Consider the following 15,425-nt stretch of genomic DNA (forward strand, 5'->3'; position numbering starts at 1 on the left):
TGCTTCGCAGCCAACTCGCGCGTTCGGCGGCAGCGTGTTATCCCCCCTCGCGCCGACCTGCCTGCACGCCCTGCCAGACAATCTCCATCGGCTCGCCATCGGGTGTGCAGTTGTAGACCGAGAAGTCCGTGACGCCCGCCTCGCGCAATAGGTCTTCGTCGATCCACGCTTTGCCCGTGCAGGTGTGCGGCTCGCGGCGCACCAACTCGTACACGGCGTCCGCCATAATGTCCGCCTTGCGCCACTGCTTGGGCGTGCCCAGCCCCCACGCAATCGTCGCTTGGCTCTCAATCAGCGTGCGGGGCCACAGCGCGTTCACCGCGATATTATGCTCGCGCACCTCTTCCGCCAGCCCCAACGCCAGCATCGTCATCCCGAACTTGGAAATCATGTAGGCGACCTTGCCCGGTAGCACGCTGAGGTCTATCGGTGGCGACATATTAATGATGTGCCCCCAGCGCTGCCGGATCATCGTGGGCAGCACGAGTTGGGAGGCGACGAAACTCGCCCGCAGGTTCACCTGCATCACAAGGTCGAAGCGTTTGGGCGGCGTCTCCAGCACGGGATACCACCACAGCGCGCCCGCGTTGTTGACCAAGATGTCGATGCGCCCGAAGGTCTGCAGCGTCGCGTCCACCATGCGTTGCAGGGCGTTCTCGTCGCGCACATCGACTCGGATGGGCAGCGCGCGCCCACCCAGCGCGGCGACCTCCTCCGCGACAGTGTAGATGGTGCCGGGCAGGCGCGGGTCAGGCTCAGCGGTCTTGGCAGCAATCACCACCGCGACACCCTCGCGCGCCAGCCGCAGCGCAATCGCACGCCCAATCCCGCGACTCGCGCCCGTGATAATCGCCACGCGCCCCTGCAAATCGGTGTAGGTCGGCATAGCAATAGCATACCCCGTTCGGGTACACTGTATGCCGACTCTGGAGGCTGGCATGAAGACGACCAAACGCGCGAAGACCGCTACGAACTCGAAATCGCCCAAGCGGGGCTACACCCCGACCCCGCAAGAGATTGTCGATTTGTACAAGCAGATGCTGTTTATCCGTCGCTTTGAGGAACACTGCGACAAGGCGTACCGCCAAGACAAAATTGGCGGCTATCTGCACCTCTACATCGGGCAGGAGGCGCTTGCACTGGGCTTTATCCACCACCTGCGCCCTGAAGACCGCGTGCTGGGGCACTACCGCGACCACGCCTATGTGCTGGCGCTCGGCAGCGACCCGCGCGCCGTGATGGCGGAACTGTACGGCAAGGTCACGGGGCTGTGCCGCGGCAAGGGCGGCTCGATGCACCTGTACGACAAGGCGAACAACTTCCTCGGCGGCTACGGCATCGTGGGCGATGTGACGGGCATCGCCACAGGCGTCGCCTTCGCCCAGAAGTACGAGGAGACGGGCGGCGTCACGCTCTGCTTCTTCGGCGACGGCGCGATGAACGCAGGGCTACTTCACGAATCGCTCAACATGGCAGGGCTGTGGAAACTGCCCGTGATTTACATCGTGGAGAACAACAAGTACGCGATGGGCACGCCCGTTGAGCTGCACTCCGCTGTGCCGAATCTCGCGCAACGCGCCAGCGTCTACGGCTTCCCCAGCAAGCAAATCGACGGGATGGATTTGCTGAATGTGCTGGACGAGGCGAAGGCGATTATCGACCATGTGCGCACCCACCAAGAGCCGTACTTTGTGGAGGCGATTGTGTACCGCTTCGTGGGGCACGGCGCAGCGGACATCACCGACCCTGGCTCGTACCGCACGCGCGAAGAGGTCGAAGAGTGGCGCAAGCGCGACCCGCTCACGAACCTGCAGCAGTACCTGTTAGCGCACAACTTGGCGACGGAGGCGGACTTGAAACTCTGGGACGAGCAGGCGCGCGAGCAGGTCGCCGACGCTGCCCGCTTCGCCGACGAAAGCCCCGACCCCGACCCCAGCGAACTCTACATGCATGTGCTGGCGGATTAGGGCGTAGACCACTGCATAACTGGCAGGAATCGCTGTCGGGGGCAGGAATCTTTCGCCTTCCCCCGAACCGAAACGCTATCTGGGGCGCAAGAACAGGGAGGTTACACTGATGCGCGATTCACTGAAAGACATGCCGTTGTCCACCGCGCTGCTGGTGGTCGTCACGCTGTTTGTGCTGGCGGGCAGCGTCCACCATGTGGCGTACACTTTCAGCACCTTAGAGGGCGGCAACCTCGTCTGGGGCTATGTGCAGGCGTTAGGGATTGACTTGGGCATTCTGGGGCTGGCGTATGGCATCCAGTTGCGCAAGCGGCAGGGTCGCCCGACGCTGCCGTTATGGGGCGTGCTGATTCTGGTGACCTTCATCAGCGCGTATGCGAACTACTTGTACGGGATTATGCACCAGCAGCCGCTACCGACCGCCAGCGCGTTTGACCAGATGGTGGTGTTCCTGCGTCCGTTCCTGCTGTCGGTGACGCTGCCGATTATCATGTTCGCGCTCATCGAAATTATCGGCGAGGATCGCAACTACGCGCTGAAGGTGCAGGCGCAGTCGGAGCCTGCGGAGCCGCCGCCCCAACCTGAAGCGTCCGAGCCTGTGCCGTCGGAGCCAGCGCATGGGTACGCGCTAGTGCAGCCGATGGAGCGCAACGGCAACGGGCACGCCAAAGAAGCCACGATGGAGCAACTACTGTGGCTGCTGTATGAGCACCCGAACTTGCCGCGCACCAAGCTTGCCGAGACGCTCGGCTGCTCGCGCCAGACGCTGTATAACTACCTGCAGGAACTCGAATCGCGCGGCTACATTCGGCGCACCCCCAACGGCTACGAGACCGTCGTGACCCCGCTGCCCCGCAACGGCGCACGCAACGGAACCCGCACTCCTGCCAGTTTTCGCGAGACACGCGATTCGACTTGACACACCCGCCCCCGCAGCGGGTATAATCCCTTCAGTACCAAAGGAGGTCTATGCCGATGGACACGAGACTGACGGAGCGTGAGCGGAACATTCTGCATCTGTTTGCGCAGGGGCATGACGCCGAAGCGATCGCTGACCAGTTGGGGATTACCACGGAACAGGTTGAACAAGCCTCACTGAATGTCCTGTACAAGCTCTTTGGCAGCTCGCTCAACTGTACGCTGGAACCCGAAAGCGTTGCCGAGGAGCGCGAACTCGTCGGAGTACCGTAGATAAGGAAAATACCTGTACCCGTTCGCCAGCGGACGCCCCTGAAGTTTCAGGGGCGTTTGGCTTACTTGAAGTAGACGATCTGCCGTCGCGCCATCTCGTTGGACGGGTCGCGTCGCAGCACCTCCTCGAACTCGCGCTTGGCTTCTGGCTCGTAGCCCAGCATGGAGTAGGTCAACGCCAGGTCTAAGCGCGGTTGAATCGCTTCGGGGTTCAGCCGCACAGAGGTCTCCAGCTCCTGAATCGACTCGTCAAACAGCCCCGTGAAGCAGTAGACCAGCCCCAGCAGGTGATGCGCCTCTGCCGAGTTCGGATTATACTGCAGCGCCTGCTTCAGCAGTTGCTCTGCTTCCTCGTAGCGCCCTTCGTTTTTGAGCGCGAACGCCTGTTCTATCAGTTGTTTTGGGTCGCCCATGTCTCGTGCCTACCTCCATAGGATGCGATAATCACCGATAAGAGCTCCTTTGTTGCACGAGCGGCGCAAGTACCGTCGCCGTATTATACCCCAATCCGCGTCGGGACAATTGCATATACGCCGCCCGATCGCCGATTCCTGCCGATTCAGGGCGGCGACTTCGTGAAATCTGCCCGAAAAACGGGTACACTGTAAGGTGCATGCTGCGAATCTATCTGGTGCGACACGGGCAGACCGCGTGGAACCAAGTGGGACGCATTCAGGGACATTCCGACACTCCATTAGACGCGGTGGGTTGGCGTCAGGCGCAGCAGGCGGCGCAGTGGCTATCCGTGCGCATCCAGAAACCCGTCGCCGTCTACAGCAGCGACTTGCAACGGGCGTGGCACACCGCGCAGGCGATTGCCGACGCGCTCGGCGCACCGCTGCACCCTGAACCCGCCCTGCGCGAGCGACACTGGGGACTGTGGGAAGGCTTGACCAGCGACGAAATCCAGCAACGCTTCCCCGACCATCACTTCACCTACCTGTACGACCCGATGATGGGCACGCCCCCCGAAGCCGAGCCGATGCAGGCGTTCTGGCAGCGCGTGCGCGCGTTCGGACACCGCCTGCTGGAACAGCACCCCAGCGGCGAGGTGGTCGTGGTCGGGCACGGCGGCAGCTTGCGCATCCTGCTCTGCGAGGCGCTGGCAGGCGACATCCAGACCTATCGGCGCATCCGACTGGATAACACGGGCGTCTCTATCGTCGAGCGGGCGGGCGAGCGACTCTATGTGAGCCTGCTGAACTACACCGACCACCTGAACGACCCGTCAGTGGACGGCTTCTGATAAGGTATACTACCGTGCGGTTTTAGGCTTAGGCGACGCAGGTCGCCACACGCTACGAAGGAGGAGCGACGAACTTGAGTAAGATAGGCGTAGGCTTTATCGGAGCAGGCGGAATCGCGCAAGGGCAGCATATGCCCAGCTACGCACGGCTCTCGGATCGCGTGCAGATGGTCGCCGTCGCCGATGTGAACGAAGAGAGCGCACGCGCCGCCGCCGAGCGATTCCATATCCCCCATGTCTATACCGACTATCGAGAGATGGTGCAGCGCGATGACATCCATGTTGTGGTCGTGGCGACGCCCAACTTCCTGCACAAGGACGCGACCATCGCCGCGTTGGAGGCGGGCAAGCATGTGCACTGCGAGAAGCCGCTGGCGCGCAACGCGCACGAGGCGCGCGAGATGGTGCAAACCGCGCGGCGCGTGGGCAAACTGCTCCATGTGTCGCTGCAGTGGCGGTTTTCGGGCGTCGCGCAGTTCCTGCACAAATACATCGTGCAGGAGGGTAATCTGGGCGAGGTATACTACGCGCGCGCCCATGCGCTGCGCCGACGCGGAATCCCAGGCTGGGGCGTGTTCATCGACAAGGAGAAACAGGGCGGCGGACCGCTCATCGACATCGGCGTGCATATTCTGGACACGACCCTGTGGCTGATGGGCTACCCCAAGCCCGTGGCGGCGTTCGGCGCGACTTACACCAAGTTCGGCAACCGCCCCGATGTCGTCGGGCTGATGGGACAGTGGGATCACACCAAGTTCACCGTGGAAGACTTCGCCGTCGGGCTGATTCGGCTCGAAAACGGCGCGACCGTGACGCTGGAGTCGAGCTTCTGCGCCAATATCGAGCGCGACGAGTTCAACACGCTGCTGCTGGGCGATAAGGGCGGCGTGTTCGCCGACCCGATGAGCGAGCGTCCTGTGCGTATCGCGACCGAGCAGAACCGCACGCTATATAACATCGAGCCTGCGAACCTGCCGAATGTCAACTCGTATCAGGCGAATGTCGAGGCGTTCGTGGAGGCAGTGCGGAATAACACGCCTGCGCCCATCCCTGGCGAGCATGGCTACTACCTGAACGCGATTATGGACGCGATTTACGAGTCGTCGGCGACGGGGCGCGAGGTGCGCATCGATGTTGGGTTAGACTGAGCGGCGGGCGCGCCCTTTGCGGATTGTGAAGTCGCTCTCGGCGTTCTGGGCGCTGGTGGTGATGGCGGGCTTCGCCGAGCTGGGCTATGTGACGCTCAATATCTCGGCGATGCCCGTCTATTTGCGGGAAGTGGTCGGGCTGGGCGAGTCGACTATCACAGTGGTCGGCTCGGTGTTCCTGCTTGTGGAGGCGATTTTCCGCGCGCCGATGGGGATGCTGAGCGACCATATCGGCAGGCGTCGGCTAATCGTGCTGGGACCGCTGCTGACGGTGTTCACCTCGCTGGCGACGCTTGTGGCAAGCCACCCGCTGCACTTTATTGCGCTGCGTGCGCTGGACGGGCTGGGCGCGGCGATGCTCTGGCCCGCCGTCTACGCCGCGATTGGCGACTCGGTGCCCCCGCACAAGCGGGCGTGGGCGATGAGCTTCCTGAATATGACCTACATGTCGGGCATTGCGCTGGGACCGCTGGCAGGCGGGCTGGCGAACGACCTCACGGGCGCGAAGCAAGCCTCGTTCTATCTCACCGCGTGCCTGTTCACGGTAGCGACGCTGATTGCGTGGCGGTTCTACCCGCGCGACGGGCGCGCGCCCAACAGCGCAGACGGCAAATCGGGCGAGAAACTCTCGCTACGAGCGTTCCTGAACGCGCTGCGGATTGCGCCTGGACACATGCTGCTGGCGTTCGTGGTGTTCTTCGGCATCGGGCTGATTATGCTGTTGGTCAAACTCTACGCGATGGACGAATTTGGCGTGAGCGAGACCTTGTTTGGGGTGGGGTTGGTCGCACCTGCGCTGGCGATTGCCGCGCTGAGCCTGCCGTTGGGACGGCTCGCCGATCGGCTGGGACGCACGCGCAGCATCCGTCTTGGGCTGACGCTGGCGGCAGGCGTGGTGTGGAGCGTGGTCGCGCCCTCGCAGCCACCGCTGGCATGGGTACTGGTCGCCGCCGCGCTGGGCGCGATTAGCTTCGTGCTGACTTTCGCCGCGTGGATGGCAGAGTTGAGTGAGATCGACCCCGAACGGCGCGGGGTGATGCTGGGCGCGGCGGGCACAGCGCAGGGCGTCGGCAGCATCCTCGGCGCGCTGCTCGGCGGGTTTCTGTATGAGCATGTGCCCCTGACGCTGGGCGACATCGCTATCCCCGCGCACCGCACGCCGTTTATTGGCTGCGCCCTGATGCTCACGCTCGGCTCCGCGCTCAGTTGGCTCGTGCTGAAACGCGAGCGTGCGACCAGTATCGGCGGGTAGAATTGTGTTATGGCAGCACGGAAGCGCGCCGCCCAACGCAAACGGCACGACCAAGACAGCCCATGGAAGGAACTGATTCGTCTCTTCTTCCCGCAGCTGATTGAGATGATCCACCCAGAACTCCACGGGCTGATAGACTGGCAGCGCGGGTACGAATTTCTGGACGCGGAACTGCAGCGCATCGCGCGTCAAAGCCGCACAGGACGCCAGACGGTTGATAAACTTGTGCGGGTCTACTTCAGGGACGGAACAGAGCAGTGGATTTTGATTCACATCGAGGTGCAGTCGCGTCCAGATCGCCTGTTCCCTGAACGCACCTACACCTATGACGCCGCGCTGTGGCTCTATTACCGTCGTCCCATCGTCACGATAGCGATTTTAGCAGACAAGAATCCGCACTGGCGTCCAACGAAGTACGAGCGTTCGCTGGCGGGTTGCCGCCTGGAGTTCGAGTTTTACACCGTGAAGCTCCTCGAATGGGACGAAGCCGAATTGCTGGCGAACCCCAATCCGTGCGCGTTGCTGTTTGTGGCGTTTCGTCGGGCGCAGGCGTCGTCCGATGCGGAGTTCATACTGCAGTCGCGGCTGGAGCTGGTGCGTCTGGCGTTGGATCGAGGGTATACTGAAGAGCAGGTTGGAGAGCTGATACGCTTACTGGAGTGGGTTATGGTACTGCCTGAGATCTTTGAGGAGCGCTACGAGCAGCTGCTGGAAGAGGTGAAGCGCGAGAAGGGCACGCCGTACCTCTCCGTGATGGAGCGGAAGGCGTTGCGTGATGGCTTGCAGCAGGGCTTGCAGCAGGGCTTGCAGCAGGGCTTGCAGCAGGGCTTGCAGCAGGGCTTGGAACAAGGCTTGCAGCAGGGCTTGCAGCAGGGCTTGCAGCAGGGCTTGGAACAAGGCTTGCAGCAGGGCTTGCAGCAAGGTATAGAGCGCGGCTTGCAGGACGGCTTGCTGAAGCTCCTGCGCGGGCTGTACGGCGATGTGCCCGAGTCGCTGGAGGCGCAGGTGCGCTCGGTTCACGATGTGGCGCAGCTAAACGCGCTGTACGATGTCGCGCTGTCGGCAGGCAGTCTGCAGGCATTCGCCGAGCAGTTGAGCCGCCTGTTGGAAGAGCAAGTGTAGGGGCAAGGAGCGCGCCCCCTGCCCCTGAACGCCCTACCCGCGCTCGAAGGCGGCGTCGAACGCCACGCGCGACGGCTCGAAATCGAGATGGCGCACGAACTGACACGCCTCACGCGCGCCGTGCTCGCGATCCATCCCGCTGTCTTCCCACTCCACGGAGAGCGGTCCCTGATAGCCGATTTCGTTCAGCGCGCGGATGATCTCCTCGAAGTCCACCGAGCCGCGCCCCGGCGAGCGGAAGTCCCAGTACCGACGCGAGTCGCCGAAATTCAAGTGCCCGCCAAACACGCCCGACAAGCGCGGCGTCTCGGACCACCAGACATCCTTCACATGCATGTGGAAGATGCGGTCGCGGAAACGCCGAATGAACGCCACATAGTCCACACCTTGATAGCCCAGATGGCTGGGGTCGTAGTTGAAGCCGAAGCGCGGATGCCCGCCCACCGCCTCAATCGCACGCTCCGCCGTGACGATGTCGTAGGCGATTTCCGTCGGATGCACCTCCAGTGCGAAGTAGACATCCTCTTGCGCGAAGACATCCAGAATCGGCTTCCAGCGCGCGGCGAAGTCGGCGAAGCCCTTCTCCACCAAGTCGGGCGGGTTGGGCGGGAACGAGTAGAGATACTGCCAGATGCTGCTGCCTGTGAAGCCGTTGACCACCACGCGCGTAAGCTGTCGCTTCACCTCGTCGGGGGCGCAGTTGAAGAGCCTGCGGGCGGCGCGGGCAGTGTTTTTCATCTCCTCGGCGGCGCGTTGACGCACGCCTTCGGGGTCGCCGTCGCCCCACACCCGCGCAGGCAAAATCGCCTTGTGCCGCGCGTCAATCGGGTCGCACACCGCCTGCCCCACAAGGTGGTTGCTAATCGCGAAGCACTTCAAGCCGTATCGCTCCAGAATCTCCCAGCGCGACTCGCAGTAGCCGTCGTGCGTAAGGGCTTTTTCGACATCGAAGTGGTCGCCCCAGCACGCCAACTCCAGCCCGTCGTAGCCGAACTCACTTGCTTTCTGCGCCATCGTTTCAAGGGGCAGATCTGCCCACTGTCCTGTAAAGAGAGTCACTGGTCGCGCCATCGTCGTTGTACCTCCGCCGTTGGATTTCCCCGCGCGGCGCGAGTTTCCTGCCGAACGACTTGAATTCTGCGCCTGCATGGTATAATAGGCTTGTGGAGGCGATGATGAAACGGTACTTATTACCTGTGGCACTGTTGGGCTTAGCCGTGTTTCTGTACGCGACGATGCCGTCGAGTGCGCAGCTGCGCGTCGGGCAGAAAATGCCTGAGATGACCTTCAAAGACCTCAACGGCAAGGAGGTCAAGCTCGGCGGCAAGCAGGACAAGGTGTACCTGGTGGACTTCTGGGCGACTTGGTGCGGACCGTGCCGCGCAGCGATCCCCTACCTGCAGGAGCTGCACGACAAATATAGCAGCCGCGGGCTGGTCGTGGTGGGCGTCGCGCTCGATTCGGGTACGCCCGACGAAGTGCGCGCGTTCGTCGAGCAGTACAAGATGACCTATCCCATCGTCGTCCCGCCGAACGAGCAGGAAGTGAAGCGTCGCGCCCGCGTGAAAGCCTTCCCCACGATGTATATCGTGGACAAGAAGGGCATTATCCGCTACGCCGAGGAGGGCTTCGCGCCCGAAGTGATGGAGGACATCCTGCGCGTGCTCGGGCAGACGCTGATTGAGTAGACCAACAAAGCGAGGGTGAGGGAGCCATTCAGAAGGAACTGAGGATCAACAACCGAATCCGCGCCCGCGAGGTGCGTGTTATCAATTCGGACGGGAAGCAGTTGGGCGTGATGCCCACACGCCGCGCCTTGAAAATCGCCCAAGAGCAGGGCTTAGACCTGGTGGAAGTCGCGCCGACCGCGAACCCGCCCGTGTGCAAGATTCTGGACTACGGGCGATACCGCTATGAGCAGGAGAAGCTGGCGAAGGAAGCCAAAAAGAAGCAAAAAGGCGGCGACATCAAGACCGTCCGCCTGCGCCCCGCCATCGGCGCACACGACATCGAAACCAAGATACGCAATACCATCGAGTTTCTGCAGGAGGGCGATAAGGTAAAATTCGTGGTCATTTTCCGCAGCCGCGAGTTTGAACGCCCCCAAGTGGGCGAAGCGTTGCTGCGCAAAATCGCCGATGCAGTGCAGGAGTACGGCGTAATCGAAAAGCCGCCGACGATGGAAGGCAGGCAGATGACGATGGTGCTTGCGCCTGCCAAAAAGCCTGCGGCGAAATCGAAATCAGCAGGAGGTGCTACCGATGCCGAAAATGAAGACAAGCAAAACAGCCGCCAAGCGCTTCAAGCGCACAGCAACGGGCAAACTGATGCACAAGAAAGCCGGGAACAGCCACCTGTTCCTGAGTAAGTCGCCCGCACGCAAACGCCGTCTCGACCTGGAAGACGAACTTTTCAAGGGCGAGTATCGGCGCATCAATCGCCTACTGGCAGGCAAGTAAGGAGGAGACAGACATGGCACGAGTGAAAGGCGGTACGGTGACCCGCCGTCGCCACAAGAAGATTCTGAAACTCGCGGAAGGCTATTACGGCGCAAAAAGCCGCCTGTTCCGCAAGGCGAACGAGCAGGTGATGAAATCCCTGCAGTACGCCTATCGCGATCGACGGCAGCGCAAACGCGACTTCCGACGCTTGTGGATTACGCGCATCAACGCCGCATGCCGTATGCACGGCATGCGCTACCACGAGTTCATCCACGCGCTGACCGAGCGCGGCATCGAAGTGAACCGCAAGCAACTCGCGGAGATGGCGGTGCGCGACCCCGAAGCGTTCCGCATGCTCGTGGAATCCGTGCGCCCCAGCCCGTAAGCGTCGCCGTGGAGAGCATCCAGCCGATTCTGGACGAGGCGGAACGCGCGATTGCGCAGGCGGCGTCCCTTGCCGAGCTGCAGGCGGTGGAGACGCACTATCTGGGGCGCAAAGGCGCGATTGGGCAACTCATGCGCCAACTGGGCACCCTGCCCCCCGAACAGCGACCCCAGTTCGGGCAGCAGGTAAACGCCGCGCGTGAACACTTAGAGCGGCTCTTCGCCGAGCGACGCGCCGCGCTGGAGCAGGCAGAACTCGTCCAGCGCATCGAAGCCGAGCGACTGGACATCACGCTGCCCGGCGCGCCCATGCGTCCCGCACGCCTGCACCCGCTGACGCTGACCATGCAGCGGGTCAAACGCGCCCTGACGGGGCTGGGCTTCGAATTCGTGGACGGATACGACTTGGAACACTTCAAATACAACTTCGGCGCACTGAACTATCCCGACGACCATCCCGCGATGGACGAGCAGAACTCGTTCCACATCGCGCCAGGCTACCTGCTGCGCACGCAGACCACTTCGATTCAGGGGCGCATCTTCGAGCAACTGCAGCGCGGCGAGCGTCGCCTGCCCATCCGCATCGCCGTCATCGGCAGGTGCTACCGCTACGAGAATGTGGACGCCACCCACTCGCACACCTTCCACCAAGTGGACGCCTTCATGGTGGACGAAGGGGTCAGCATGGCGCACCTGAAAGGCGTGCTGACGCAGTTCGCGCAACTGATGTTCGGCGCAGAGGTGCGCGTGCGCTTTAGACCCGACTACTTCCCGTTCGTGGAGCCTGGGGTGGACTTCGCCATCTCGTGGAAGGGCGGCTGGCTTGAACTCGGCGGCGCAGGGCTGATTCATCCCAATATTCTGGAGCGCTACGGCATCGACACGGAGCGCTACAGCGGCTTCGCGTTCGGGCTGGGCATCGAGCGCATCCCGATGCTGCAGTACGGCGTGGATGACCTGCGCCTGTTTCTGGAGAACGATTTGCGCTTTCTGGAGCAGTTTCCGCTGTTGTAAGCGTCGGGCGCACCCGACGGACACGGGGCGTTCGCCGAACGCCCTGACATCGGGAGGTAAACACGATGAAGGTAGGAATCGTTGGCGGTGGCGGGCGCGTCGGCTCGAACGCCGCGTTCACACTGCAACTTATCGGCGCGGTCTCGGAAGTGCTGCTGCTGGATGTCAATCGCGACGCCGCTGAAGGCGAAGCGTTAGACCTGCGGCACGGCGCAGCCTACTCGCAGCCCATCCGATTCCGCGCGGGCGACTACGCCGACCTCAACGGCGCGCACATGGTCATCATCACCGCAGGCTTGCGCCGACGCCCCGACGAGAGCCGACTGGAACTCATCAACCGCAATGTCGGGCTGTTTCGCGAGATTCTGGGCAACCTCAAGGGCGTCGCACTTGCCGACGACGCGATTATCTTGGTCGTCTCGAACCCCGTGGACATCCTGACCTACTTGGCGGTCAAGGAGTCGGGGCTGCCCGCCGAGCGCGTAATCGGGCTGGGCACGGTGCTGGACACCTGCCGCTTCCGTTCGTTTCTGGCGGAGCATTTCGGCGTGGCGGCGACCGATGTGGACGCGCTGATTCTGGGCGAACACGGCGACTCGATGGTGCCCGCGTGGAGTTGCGCGACGATCGCGGGCGTACCCCTGAAGGACTACCCCGGCTACAGCAAAGAGGCGATGGACGCCGTGTTTGAGCGCACGAAAAATTCGGGCGCGGAGGCGATTCGCCTCAAAGGGGGCGCGGGCTACGCGGTGGGCGTCTCCATCGCGCAGGTCGTGAACGCGATTGCGCTGGACAAGCATCAGGTGTTGCCCGTGTCCACCTTGCAGACGGGCGCGTTGGGCATCAGCGAGGTGTGCTTCTCGCTGCCGACGCGCGTCGGACGCAAGGGCGTCGAGGCAATCATCGAAATCGGCGTCTCGGATGAGGAGCGCGCCGCCCTGCAAACTTCGGCAAGCGTCCTCAAGGAGACGCTGCAGAAGGTGATGGGCTGATGCCACTCTACGAGTATCGCTGCCTGAAGTGTCGGAAGCGGTTCTCGAAGTTGCTGGCGATTGCGCAGCGGGATGCGCCGCAGGCATGCCCCGCCTGTGGCGCGACGGAGTCGAAGCGGCTCGTCTCGCGCGTGGCGCGCCTGCGCTCGGAAGACCAGATGCTCGACGACCTCGCCGACAGCATGGAGTTTGCGGGCGACCCCGACGACCCCAAAACGATGCGCCGCTTCATGCGCGAGATGAGCGCGGCGATGGACGAAGACCCCTACGAGATGGAGGAAATCTTCGAGGAGGAACTCGCCGCCGAGTCGGCAGGGGACGACGAATGAACCTATCGCCTACAGAGCAGGCGTTGGTGCAGGCGGCGCGCGCGGCACGGGCGCATGCTTACGCGCCCTATTCGGGCTACGCCGTCGGCGCGGCGGTGCTGACTGACGACGGGCGCGTCTTCGCGGGCTGCAATGTGGAGAACGCCAGCTACGGCTTGAGCCTCTGCGCCGAGCGCGTCGCCGTGTTCAGCGCAATCGCGGCAGGCGCACGGCGACTCGTAGCGGCGGCGGTCTGCACGCCCGACGGCGGAACCCCCTGCGGCGCGTGCCGACAAGTGCTGCTGGAGTTCGCCGACGCGCCCGAATCGTTCGCCGTGTGGGGTGTCTCGCCCGACCGCGTGATTGCCCGCTACACGCTTGCCGACCTGATTCCACACGGCTTTCGGCTGGCGCCCGAAGGCGGTTAACCGTCCCGTAGGGGTTCGCCGAGTTCCGTGCCGTCGGGCAGGATGCGCAGGTAGCCCAACTGCACCCAGCGCACAGGGTCTACCGAGCGCACAGGCGACAGCACCCCCAGCGTGCGCGCCTTGAAGTCCAGCGATTCGATCAGCCCCAGCCCGTAGCACCGCCCCGTGTAGTCGATTAGCCCTACCAGCAGATTGTGATACGCCGACTGGGGCAGCATCACCAGTTTGTCGACGCTTGCGAGCGTCATCAGCGTTTCGATTTGCGCGTCGCTGAGCGGCTGGCGCACGATGAGGTGCAGCGAGTCGCCGACCATCTCGGCGTGCAGCAGTTCGGCGCGCACTTGGTCGGCGAGGTAGCGTCGGCGCGCGTCGGAAATCGGCTGCCCCCCGCCCAGCCGCCTGCCAATGAAACTGAACTGCTCGAGCGGGAGCGTGTGCGACTGCGCCCGTTCGAAGTAGCGGGCGAAGGCGGCGCGCCGATGTTGGCTGCGAAACGGCGGCGACTTGCGCAAAATCGCCTGTGGCACAGGCAACTCGTGCAGGTTCCAGTCGGCGCGGCGGCGCAAGGCGTCCAGAATCGGCGCGAGTTCGTCCTTGCGCTGCAGCGCGACAATCACCTGCGGGCGCAAGAGGTCAATCAGCATCAGTTTGTAGGCACGTCCGTGCCAGCCGCCGATGTAGCCGTCGGTGTCAATCACCAGGCTGTCGAGCTGGAGCGGCATCAGGTCGTCCAACACGCGCCGCGCCCCCGCCAGCGCAAGCGCCCCATGGCGCACGGGCGACACATCGCCCAGAAACGCCAAACTGTCGGGCGTCAGGTCTTGCAGCAACTCGTAGGGCTTGCGTATCACCACGCTGCTGAACGCGGCGGGCGGTCCGACCGTCGTCTGACCCGCATCCAAGTCCACAAAGCCCACCTGCATCCCCGCCTGATGCTTGAGTTTAAGGAGCAGCGAGCAGAAGGTGGTTTTGCCCGAATCGATACCGCCCAGCACCAGCACGGTCTTGCGGCTGGCGACCAGTTCGTCCACCGCCTGCTGCCATTCGGGGTAGAGTTCGCGCCAGCGCATGGCTAAAACTCCAGGTGCATCGGCAGAATGGGCGCGGAGTGGGTGAGTGCGCCGACGGAGATGTAGTCCACGCCCGTTTCGGCGACCGCGCGGACGGTCTCCAGCGTGATGCCGCCCGACGCCTCCAGAAAGCGCACGCGCCCTTTGGCAAGGCGCACCGCCTCACGCAGCGTCTCGATGGGCATGTTGTCCAGCAGGATGCCGTCCGCGCCCGCAGCGATGGCTTGTTCCACCTGCGCGAGGGTCGTGCATTCCACCTCGACGGCGAGCAGGTGATGCGCATGCTGGCGTGCGCGGCGCACGGCTTCGGCAATATCGCCCCCCAGCGCGGCGAGGTGGTTGTCCTTGATGAGGATGCCGTCGTACAGCCCGACGCGGTGGTTGCGCCCGCCGCCGATGCGCACGGCGTACTTCTCCAGCAGGCGCAGGGCGGGGGTCGTCTTGCGCGTGTCCACAATCTGCGCGCCCGTGCCCGCGACGGCGTCCACGAACAGGCGCGTGCGCGTGGCGACGCCCGACAGGTGCTGCAAAAAGTTCAGCGCGGTGCGTTCCGCTTTCAGCAAGGCGCGCGTGTTGCCCTCAAGCGTTAGCACGCGCGTATCGGGCGCGAGGCGCACGCCGTCCTGCAGCGCGTCTGGGAAGCGCACGCTCGAATCGAGCCGCTGGAATACCTGCTTGGCGACCTCCACCCCGCACAAGACGCCCTCCGCCTGCGCAAGAATCGCGCATCGGGTCTGATGGTTGGGGGGAATCAGGCTGTCGGTGGTCCAGTCGCCCGCGCCGAGGTCTTCCTGCAGGGCGAGTTCGATGAGCGTCTCCACCGCGCGCACATCCAGCGTCATGCAGCCGAAGTATACCCCAG

19 protein-coding genes and 1 pseudogene are annotated in these 15,425 nt (G+C 63.4%); 15 read left to right on the plus strand and 5 right to left on the minus strand.

Annotated elements, in window-relative coordinates:
• Positions 1-37 precede the first annotated feature (37 nt).
• Positions 38-886: an SDR family oxidoreductase gene (locus NW855_RS04775; protein WP_414508430.1), complete on the minus strand. Its 849-nt coding sequence runs from the start codon at positions 884-886 to the stop codon at positions 38-40.
• A gap of 52 nt (positions 887-938) precedes the next feature.
• On the opposite strand from NW855_RS04775, the gene pdhA reads away from it, so the two are divergent.
• From pdhA to NW855_RS04790, 3 genes are all read left to right on the plus strand, one after another.
• Positions 939-1,967 carry a pyruvate dehydrogenase (acetyl-transferring) E1 component subunit alpha gene (gene pdhA, locus NW855_RS04780; protein ID WP_414508431.1) on the plus strand — a complete coding sequence of 343 codons (1,029 nt, stop codon included), beginning with the start codon at positions 939-941 and terminating at the stop codon, positions 1,965-1,967.
• Between the two features lie 109 nt (positions 1,968-2,076).
• Positions 2,077-2,886, plus strand: a complete 810-nt coding sequence (locus NW855_RS04785; protein WP_414508432.1) for an HTH domain-containing protein — start codon at positions 2,077-2,079, stop codon at positions 2,884-2,886.
• 50 nt (positions 2,887-2,936) lie between these two features.
• The gene (locus NW855_RS04790) at positions 2,937-3,158 is read left to right on the plus strand and encodes a helix-turn-helix domain-containing protein (RefSeq protein ID WP_414508433.1); all 222 of its coding nucleotides are present in this window, start codon (positions 2,937-2,939) and stop codon (positions 3,156-3,158) included.
• Between the two features lie 62 nt (positions 3,159-3,220).
• On the opposite strand, the gene NW855_RS04795 is transcribed toward NW855_RS04790, so the two are convergent.
• Positions 3,221-3,571, minus strand: a complete 351-nt coding sequence (locus NW855_RS04795; RefSeq protein WP_414508434.1) for a tetratricopeptide repeat protein — start codon at positions 3,569-3,571, stop codon at positions 3,221-3,223.
• Positions 3,572-3,771: 200 nt separating this feature from the next.
• On the opposite strand from NW855_RS04795, the gene NW855_RS04800 reads away from it, so the two are divergent.
• The 4 genes from NW855_RS04800 (at position 3,772) to NW855_RS04815 (ending at position 7,926) form a co-directional block, all read left to right on the plus strand.
• Positions 3,772-4,404 carry a histidine phosphatase family protein gene (locus NW855_RS04800; protein ID WP_414508435.1) on the plus strand — a complete coding sequence of 211 codons (633 nt, stop codon included), beginning with the start codon at positions 3,772-3,774 and terminating at the stop codon, positions 4,402-4,404.
• A 74-nt stretch (positions 4,405-4,478) separates the two neighbouring features.
• Positions 4,479-5,552, plus strand: coding sequence for a Gfo/Idh/MocA family protein (locus tag NW855_RS04805; RefSeq protein ID WP_414508436.1), 1,074 nt, complete (start codon positions 4,479-4,481; stop codon positions 5,550-5,552).
• A 25-nt stretch (positions 5,553-5,577) separates the two neighbouring features.
• Complete coding sequence (locus NW855_RS04810) at positions 5,578-6,804, plus strand: MFS transporter (RefSeq protein ID WP_414508490.1); 1,227 nt, start codon at positions 5,578-5,580, stop codon at positions 6,802-6,804.
• 9 nt (positions 6,805-6,813) lie between these two features.
• A complete protein-coding gene (locus NW855_RS04815; protein WP_414508437.1) occupies positions 6,814-7,926 on the plus strand; it encodes a cytosolic protein in 1,113 nt (370 codons plus the stop codon).
• A 33-nt stretch (positions 7,927-7,959) separates the two neighbouring features.
• Here NW855_RS04815 and NW855_RS04820 read toward each other — a convergent pair whose 3' ends face one another.
• Positions 7,960-8,997: a sugar phosphate isomerase/epimerase family protein gene (locus tag NW855_RS04820; RefSeq protein ID WP_414508438.1), complete on the minus strand. Its 1,038-nt coding sequence runs from the start codon at positions 8,995-8,997 to the stop codon at positions 7,960-7,962.
• Positions 8,998-9,098: 101 nt separating this feature from the next.
• Here NW855_RS04820 and NW855_RS04825 point away from each other — a divergent pair, with 101 nt between their 5' ends.
• From NW855_RS04825 to NW855_RS04860, 8 genes and pseudogenes are all read left to right on the plus strand, one after another.
• Positions 9,099-9,614, plus strand: coding sequence for a TlpA disulfide reductase family protein (locus tag NW855_RS04825; RefSeq protein ID WP_414508439.1), 516 nt, complete (start codon positions 9,099-9,101; stop codon positions 9,612-9,614).
• 44 nt (positions 9,615-9,658) lie between these two features.
• Positions 9,659-10,138 (plus strand): annotated as a pseudogene (gene infC, locus NW855_RS04830) (translation initiation factor IF-3); the annotation flags it as partial.
• Positions 10,139-10,187: 49 nt separating this feature from the next.
• Positions 10,188-10,385, plus strand: coding sequence for a 50S ribosomal protein L35 (rpmI, locus tag NW855_RS04835; RefSeq protein WP_414508440.1), 198 nt, complete (start codon positions 10,188-10,190; stop codon positions 10,383-10,385).
• Positions 10,386-10,398: 13 nt separating this feature from the next.
• Positions 10,399-10,752, plus strand: coding sequence for a 50S ribosomal protein L20 (gene rplT / locus NW855_RS04840; RefSeq protein WP_414508441.1), 354 nt, complete (start codon positions 10,399-10,401; stop codon positions 10,750-10,752).
• A gap of 8 nt (positions 10,753-10,760) precedes the next feature.
• On the plus strand, positions 10,761-11,765 hold the full coding sequence (gene pheS, locus NW855_RS04845; RefSeq protein WP_414508442.1) for a phenylalanine--tRNA ligase subunit alpha: 1,005 nt from the start codon (positions 10,761-10,763) through the stop codon (positions 11,763-11,765).
• Positions 11,766-11,830: 65 nt separating this feature from the next.
• On the plus strand, positions 11,831-12,757 hold the full coding sequence (locus NW855_RS04850) for an L-lactate dehydrogenase (protein ID WP_414508443.1): 927 nt from the start codon (positions 11,831-11,833) through the stop codon (positions 12,755-12,757).
• The gene (locus tag NW855_RS04855) at positions 12,757-13,086 is read left to right on the plus strand and encodes an FmdB family zinc ribbon protein (protein WP_414508444.1); all 330 of its coding nucleotides are present in this window, start codon (positions 12,757-12,759) and stop codon (positions 13,084-13,086) included. The genes NW855_RS04850 and NW855_RS04855 overlap by 1 nt, the downstream gene beginning before the upstream one ends.
• Entirely contained in the window at positions 13,083-13,493 is a 411-nt protein-coding gene (locus tag NW855_RS04860) for a cytidine deaminase (protein WP_414508445.1), read from the plus strand. Before NW855_RS04855 ends, NW855_RS04860 begins: the two co-directional genes overlap by 4 nt.
• Here NW855_RS04860 and NW855_RS04865 read toward each other — a convergent pair.
• Entirely contained in the window at positions 13,490-14,563 is a 1,074-nt protein-coding gene (locus NW855_RS04865; protein ID WP_414508446.1) for a Clp1/GlmU family protein, read from the minus strand. The two genes, NW855_RS04860 and NW855_RS04865, sit on opposite strands and share 4 nt — an antisense overlap.
• Positions 14,564-14,565: 2 nt before the next feature.
• The gene (nadC, locus tag NW855_RS04870) at positions 14,566-15,405 is read right to left on the minus strand and encodes a carboxylating nicotinate-nucleotide diphosphorylase (RefSeq protein ID WP_414508447.1); all 840 of its coding nucleotides are present in this window, start codon (positions 15,403-15,405) and stop codon (positions 14,566-14,568) included.
• Positions 15,406-15,425 lie beyond the last annotated feature (20 nt).

This window comes from Synechococcus sp. RC10B2 (assembly GCF_047502635.1).

What these genes read in the sequence shown, in the direction of transcription:
- NW855_RS04820 (WP_414508438.1), bottom strand. Translation starts at nt 8,997, where the DNA reads ATGGCGCGACCAGTGACTCTCTTTACAGGACAGTGGGCAGATCTGCCC.
- NW855_RS04800 (WP_414508435.1), top strand. Translation starts at nt 3,772, where the DNA reads ATGCTGCGAATCTATCTGGTGCGACACGGGCAGACCGCGTGGAACCAA.
- NW855_RS04865 (WP_414508446.1), bottom strand. Translation starts at nt 14,563, where the DNA reads ATGCGCTGGCGCGAACTCTACCCCGAATGGCAGCAGGCGGTGGACGAA.
- pdhA (WP_414508431.1), top strand. Translation starts at nt 939, where the DNA reads ATGAAGACGACCAAACGCGCGAAGACCGCTACGAACTCGAAATCGCCC.
- NW855_RS04775 (WP_414508430.1), bottom strand. Translation starts at nt 886, where the DNA reads ATGCCGACCTACACCGATTTGCAGGGGCGCGTGGCGATTATCACGGGC.
- rpmI (WP_414508440.1), top strand. Translation starts at nt 10,188, where the DNA reads ATGCCGAAAATGAAGACAAGCAAAACAGCCGCCAAGCGCTTCAAGCGC.
- NW855_RS04850 (WP_414508443.1), top strand. Translation starts at nt 11,831, where the DNA reads ATGAAGGTAGGAATCGTTGGCGGTGGCGGGCGCGTCGGCTCGAACGCC.
- NW855_RS04855 (WP_414508444.1), top strand. Translation starts at nt 12,757, where the DNA reads ATGCCACTCTACGAGTATCGCTGCCTGAAGTGTCGGAAGCGGTTCTCG.
- NW855_RS04785 (WP_414508432.1), top strand. Translation starts at nt 2,077, where the DNA reads ATGCGCGATTCACTGAAAGACATGCCGTTGTCCACCGCGCTGCTGGTG.
- NW855_RS04795 (WP_414508434.1), bottom strand. Translation starts at nt 3,571, where the DNA reads ATGGGCGACCCAAAACAACTGATAGAACAGGCGTTCGCGCTCAAAAAC.
- NW855_RS04825 (WP_414508439.1), top strand. Translation starts at nt 9,099, where the DNA reads ATGATGAAACGGTACTTATTACCTGTGGCACTGTTGGGCTTAGCCGTG.
- nadC (WP_414508447.1), bottom strand. Translation starts at nt 15,405, where the DNA reads ATGACGCTGGATGTGCGCGCGGTGGAGACGCTCATCGAACTCGCCCTG.
- NW855_RS04815 (WP_414508437.1), top strand. Translation starts at nt 6,814, where the DNA reads ATGGCAGCACGGAAGCGCGCCGCCCAACGCAAACGGCACGACCAAGAC.
- NW855_RS04790 (WP_414508433.1), top strand. Translation starts at nt 2,937, where the DNA reads ATGCCGATGGACACGAGACTGACGGAGCGTGAGCGGAACATTCTGCAT.
- rplT (WP_414508441.1), top strand. Translation starts at nt 10,399, where the DNA reads ATGGCACGAGTGAAAGGCGGTACGGTGACCCGCCGTCGCCACAAGAAG.
- NW855_RS04860 (WP_414508445.1), top strand. Translation starts at nt 13,083, where the DNA reads ATGAACCTATCGCCTACAGAGCAGGCGTTGGTGCAGGCGGCGCGCGCG.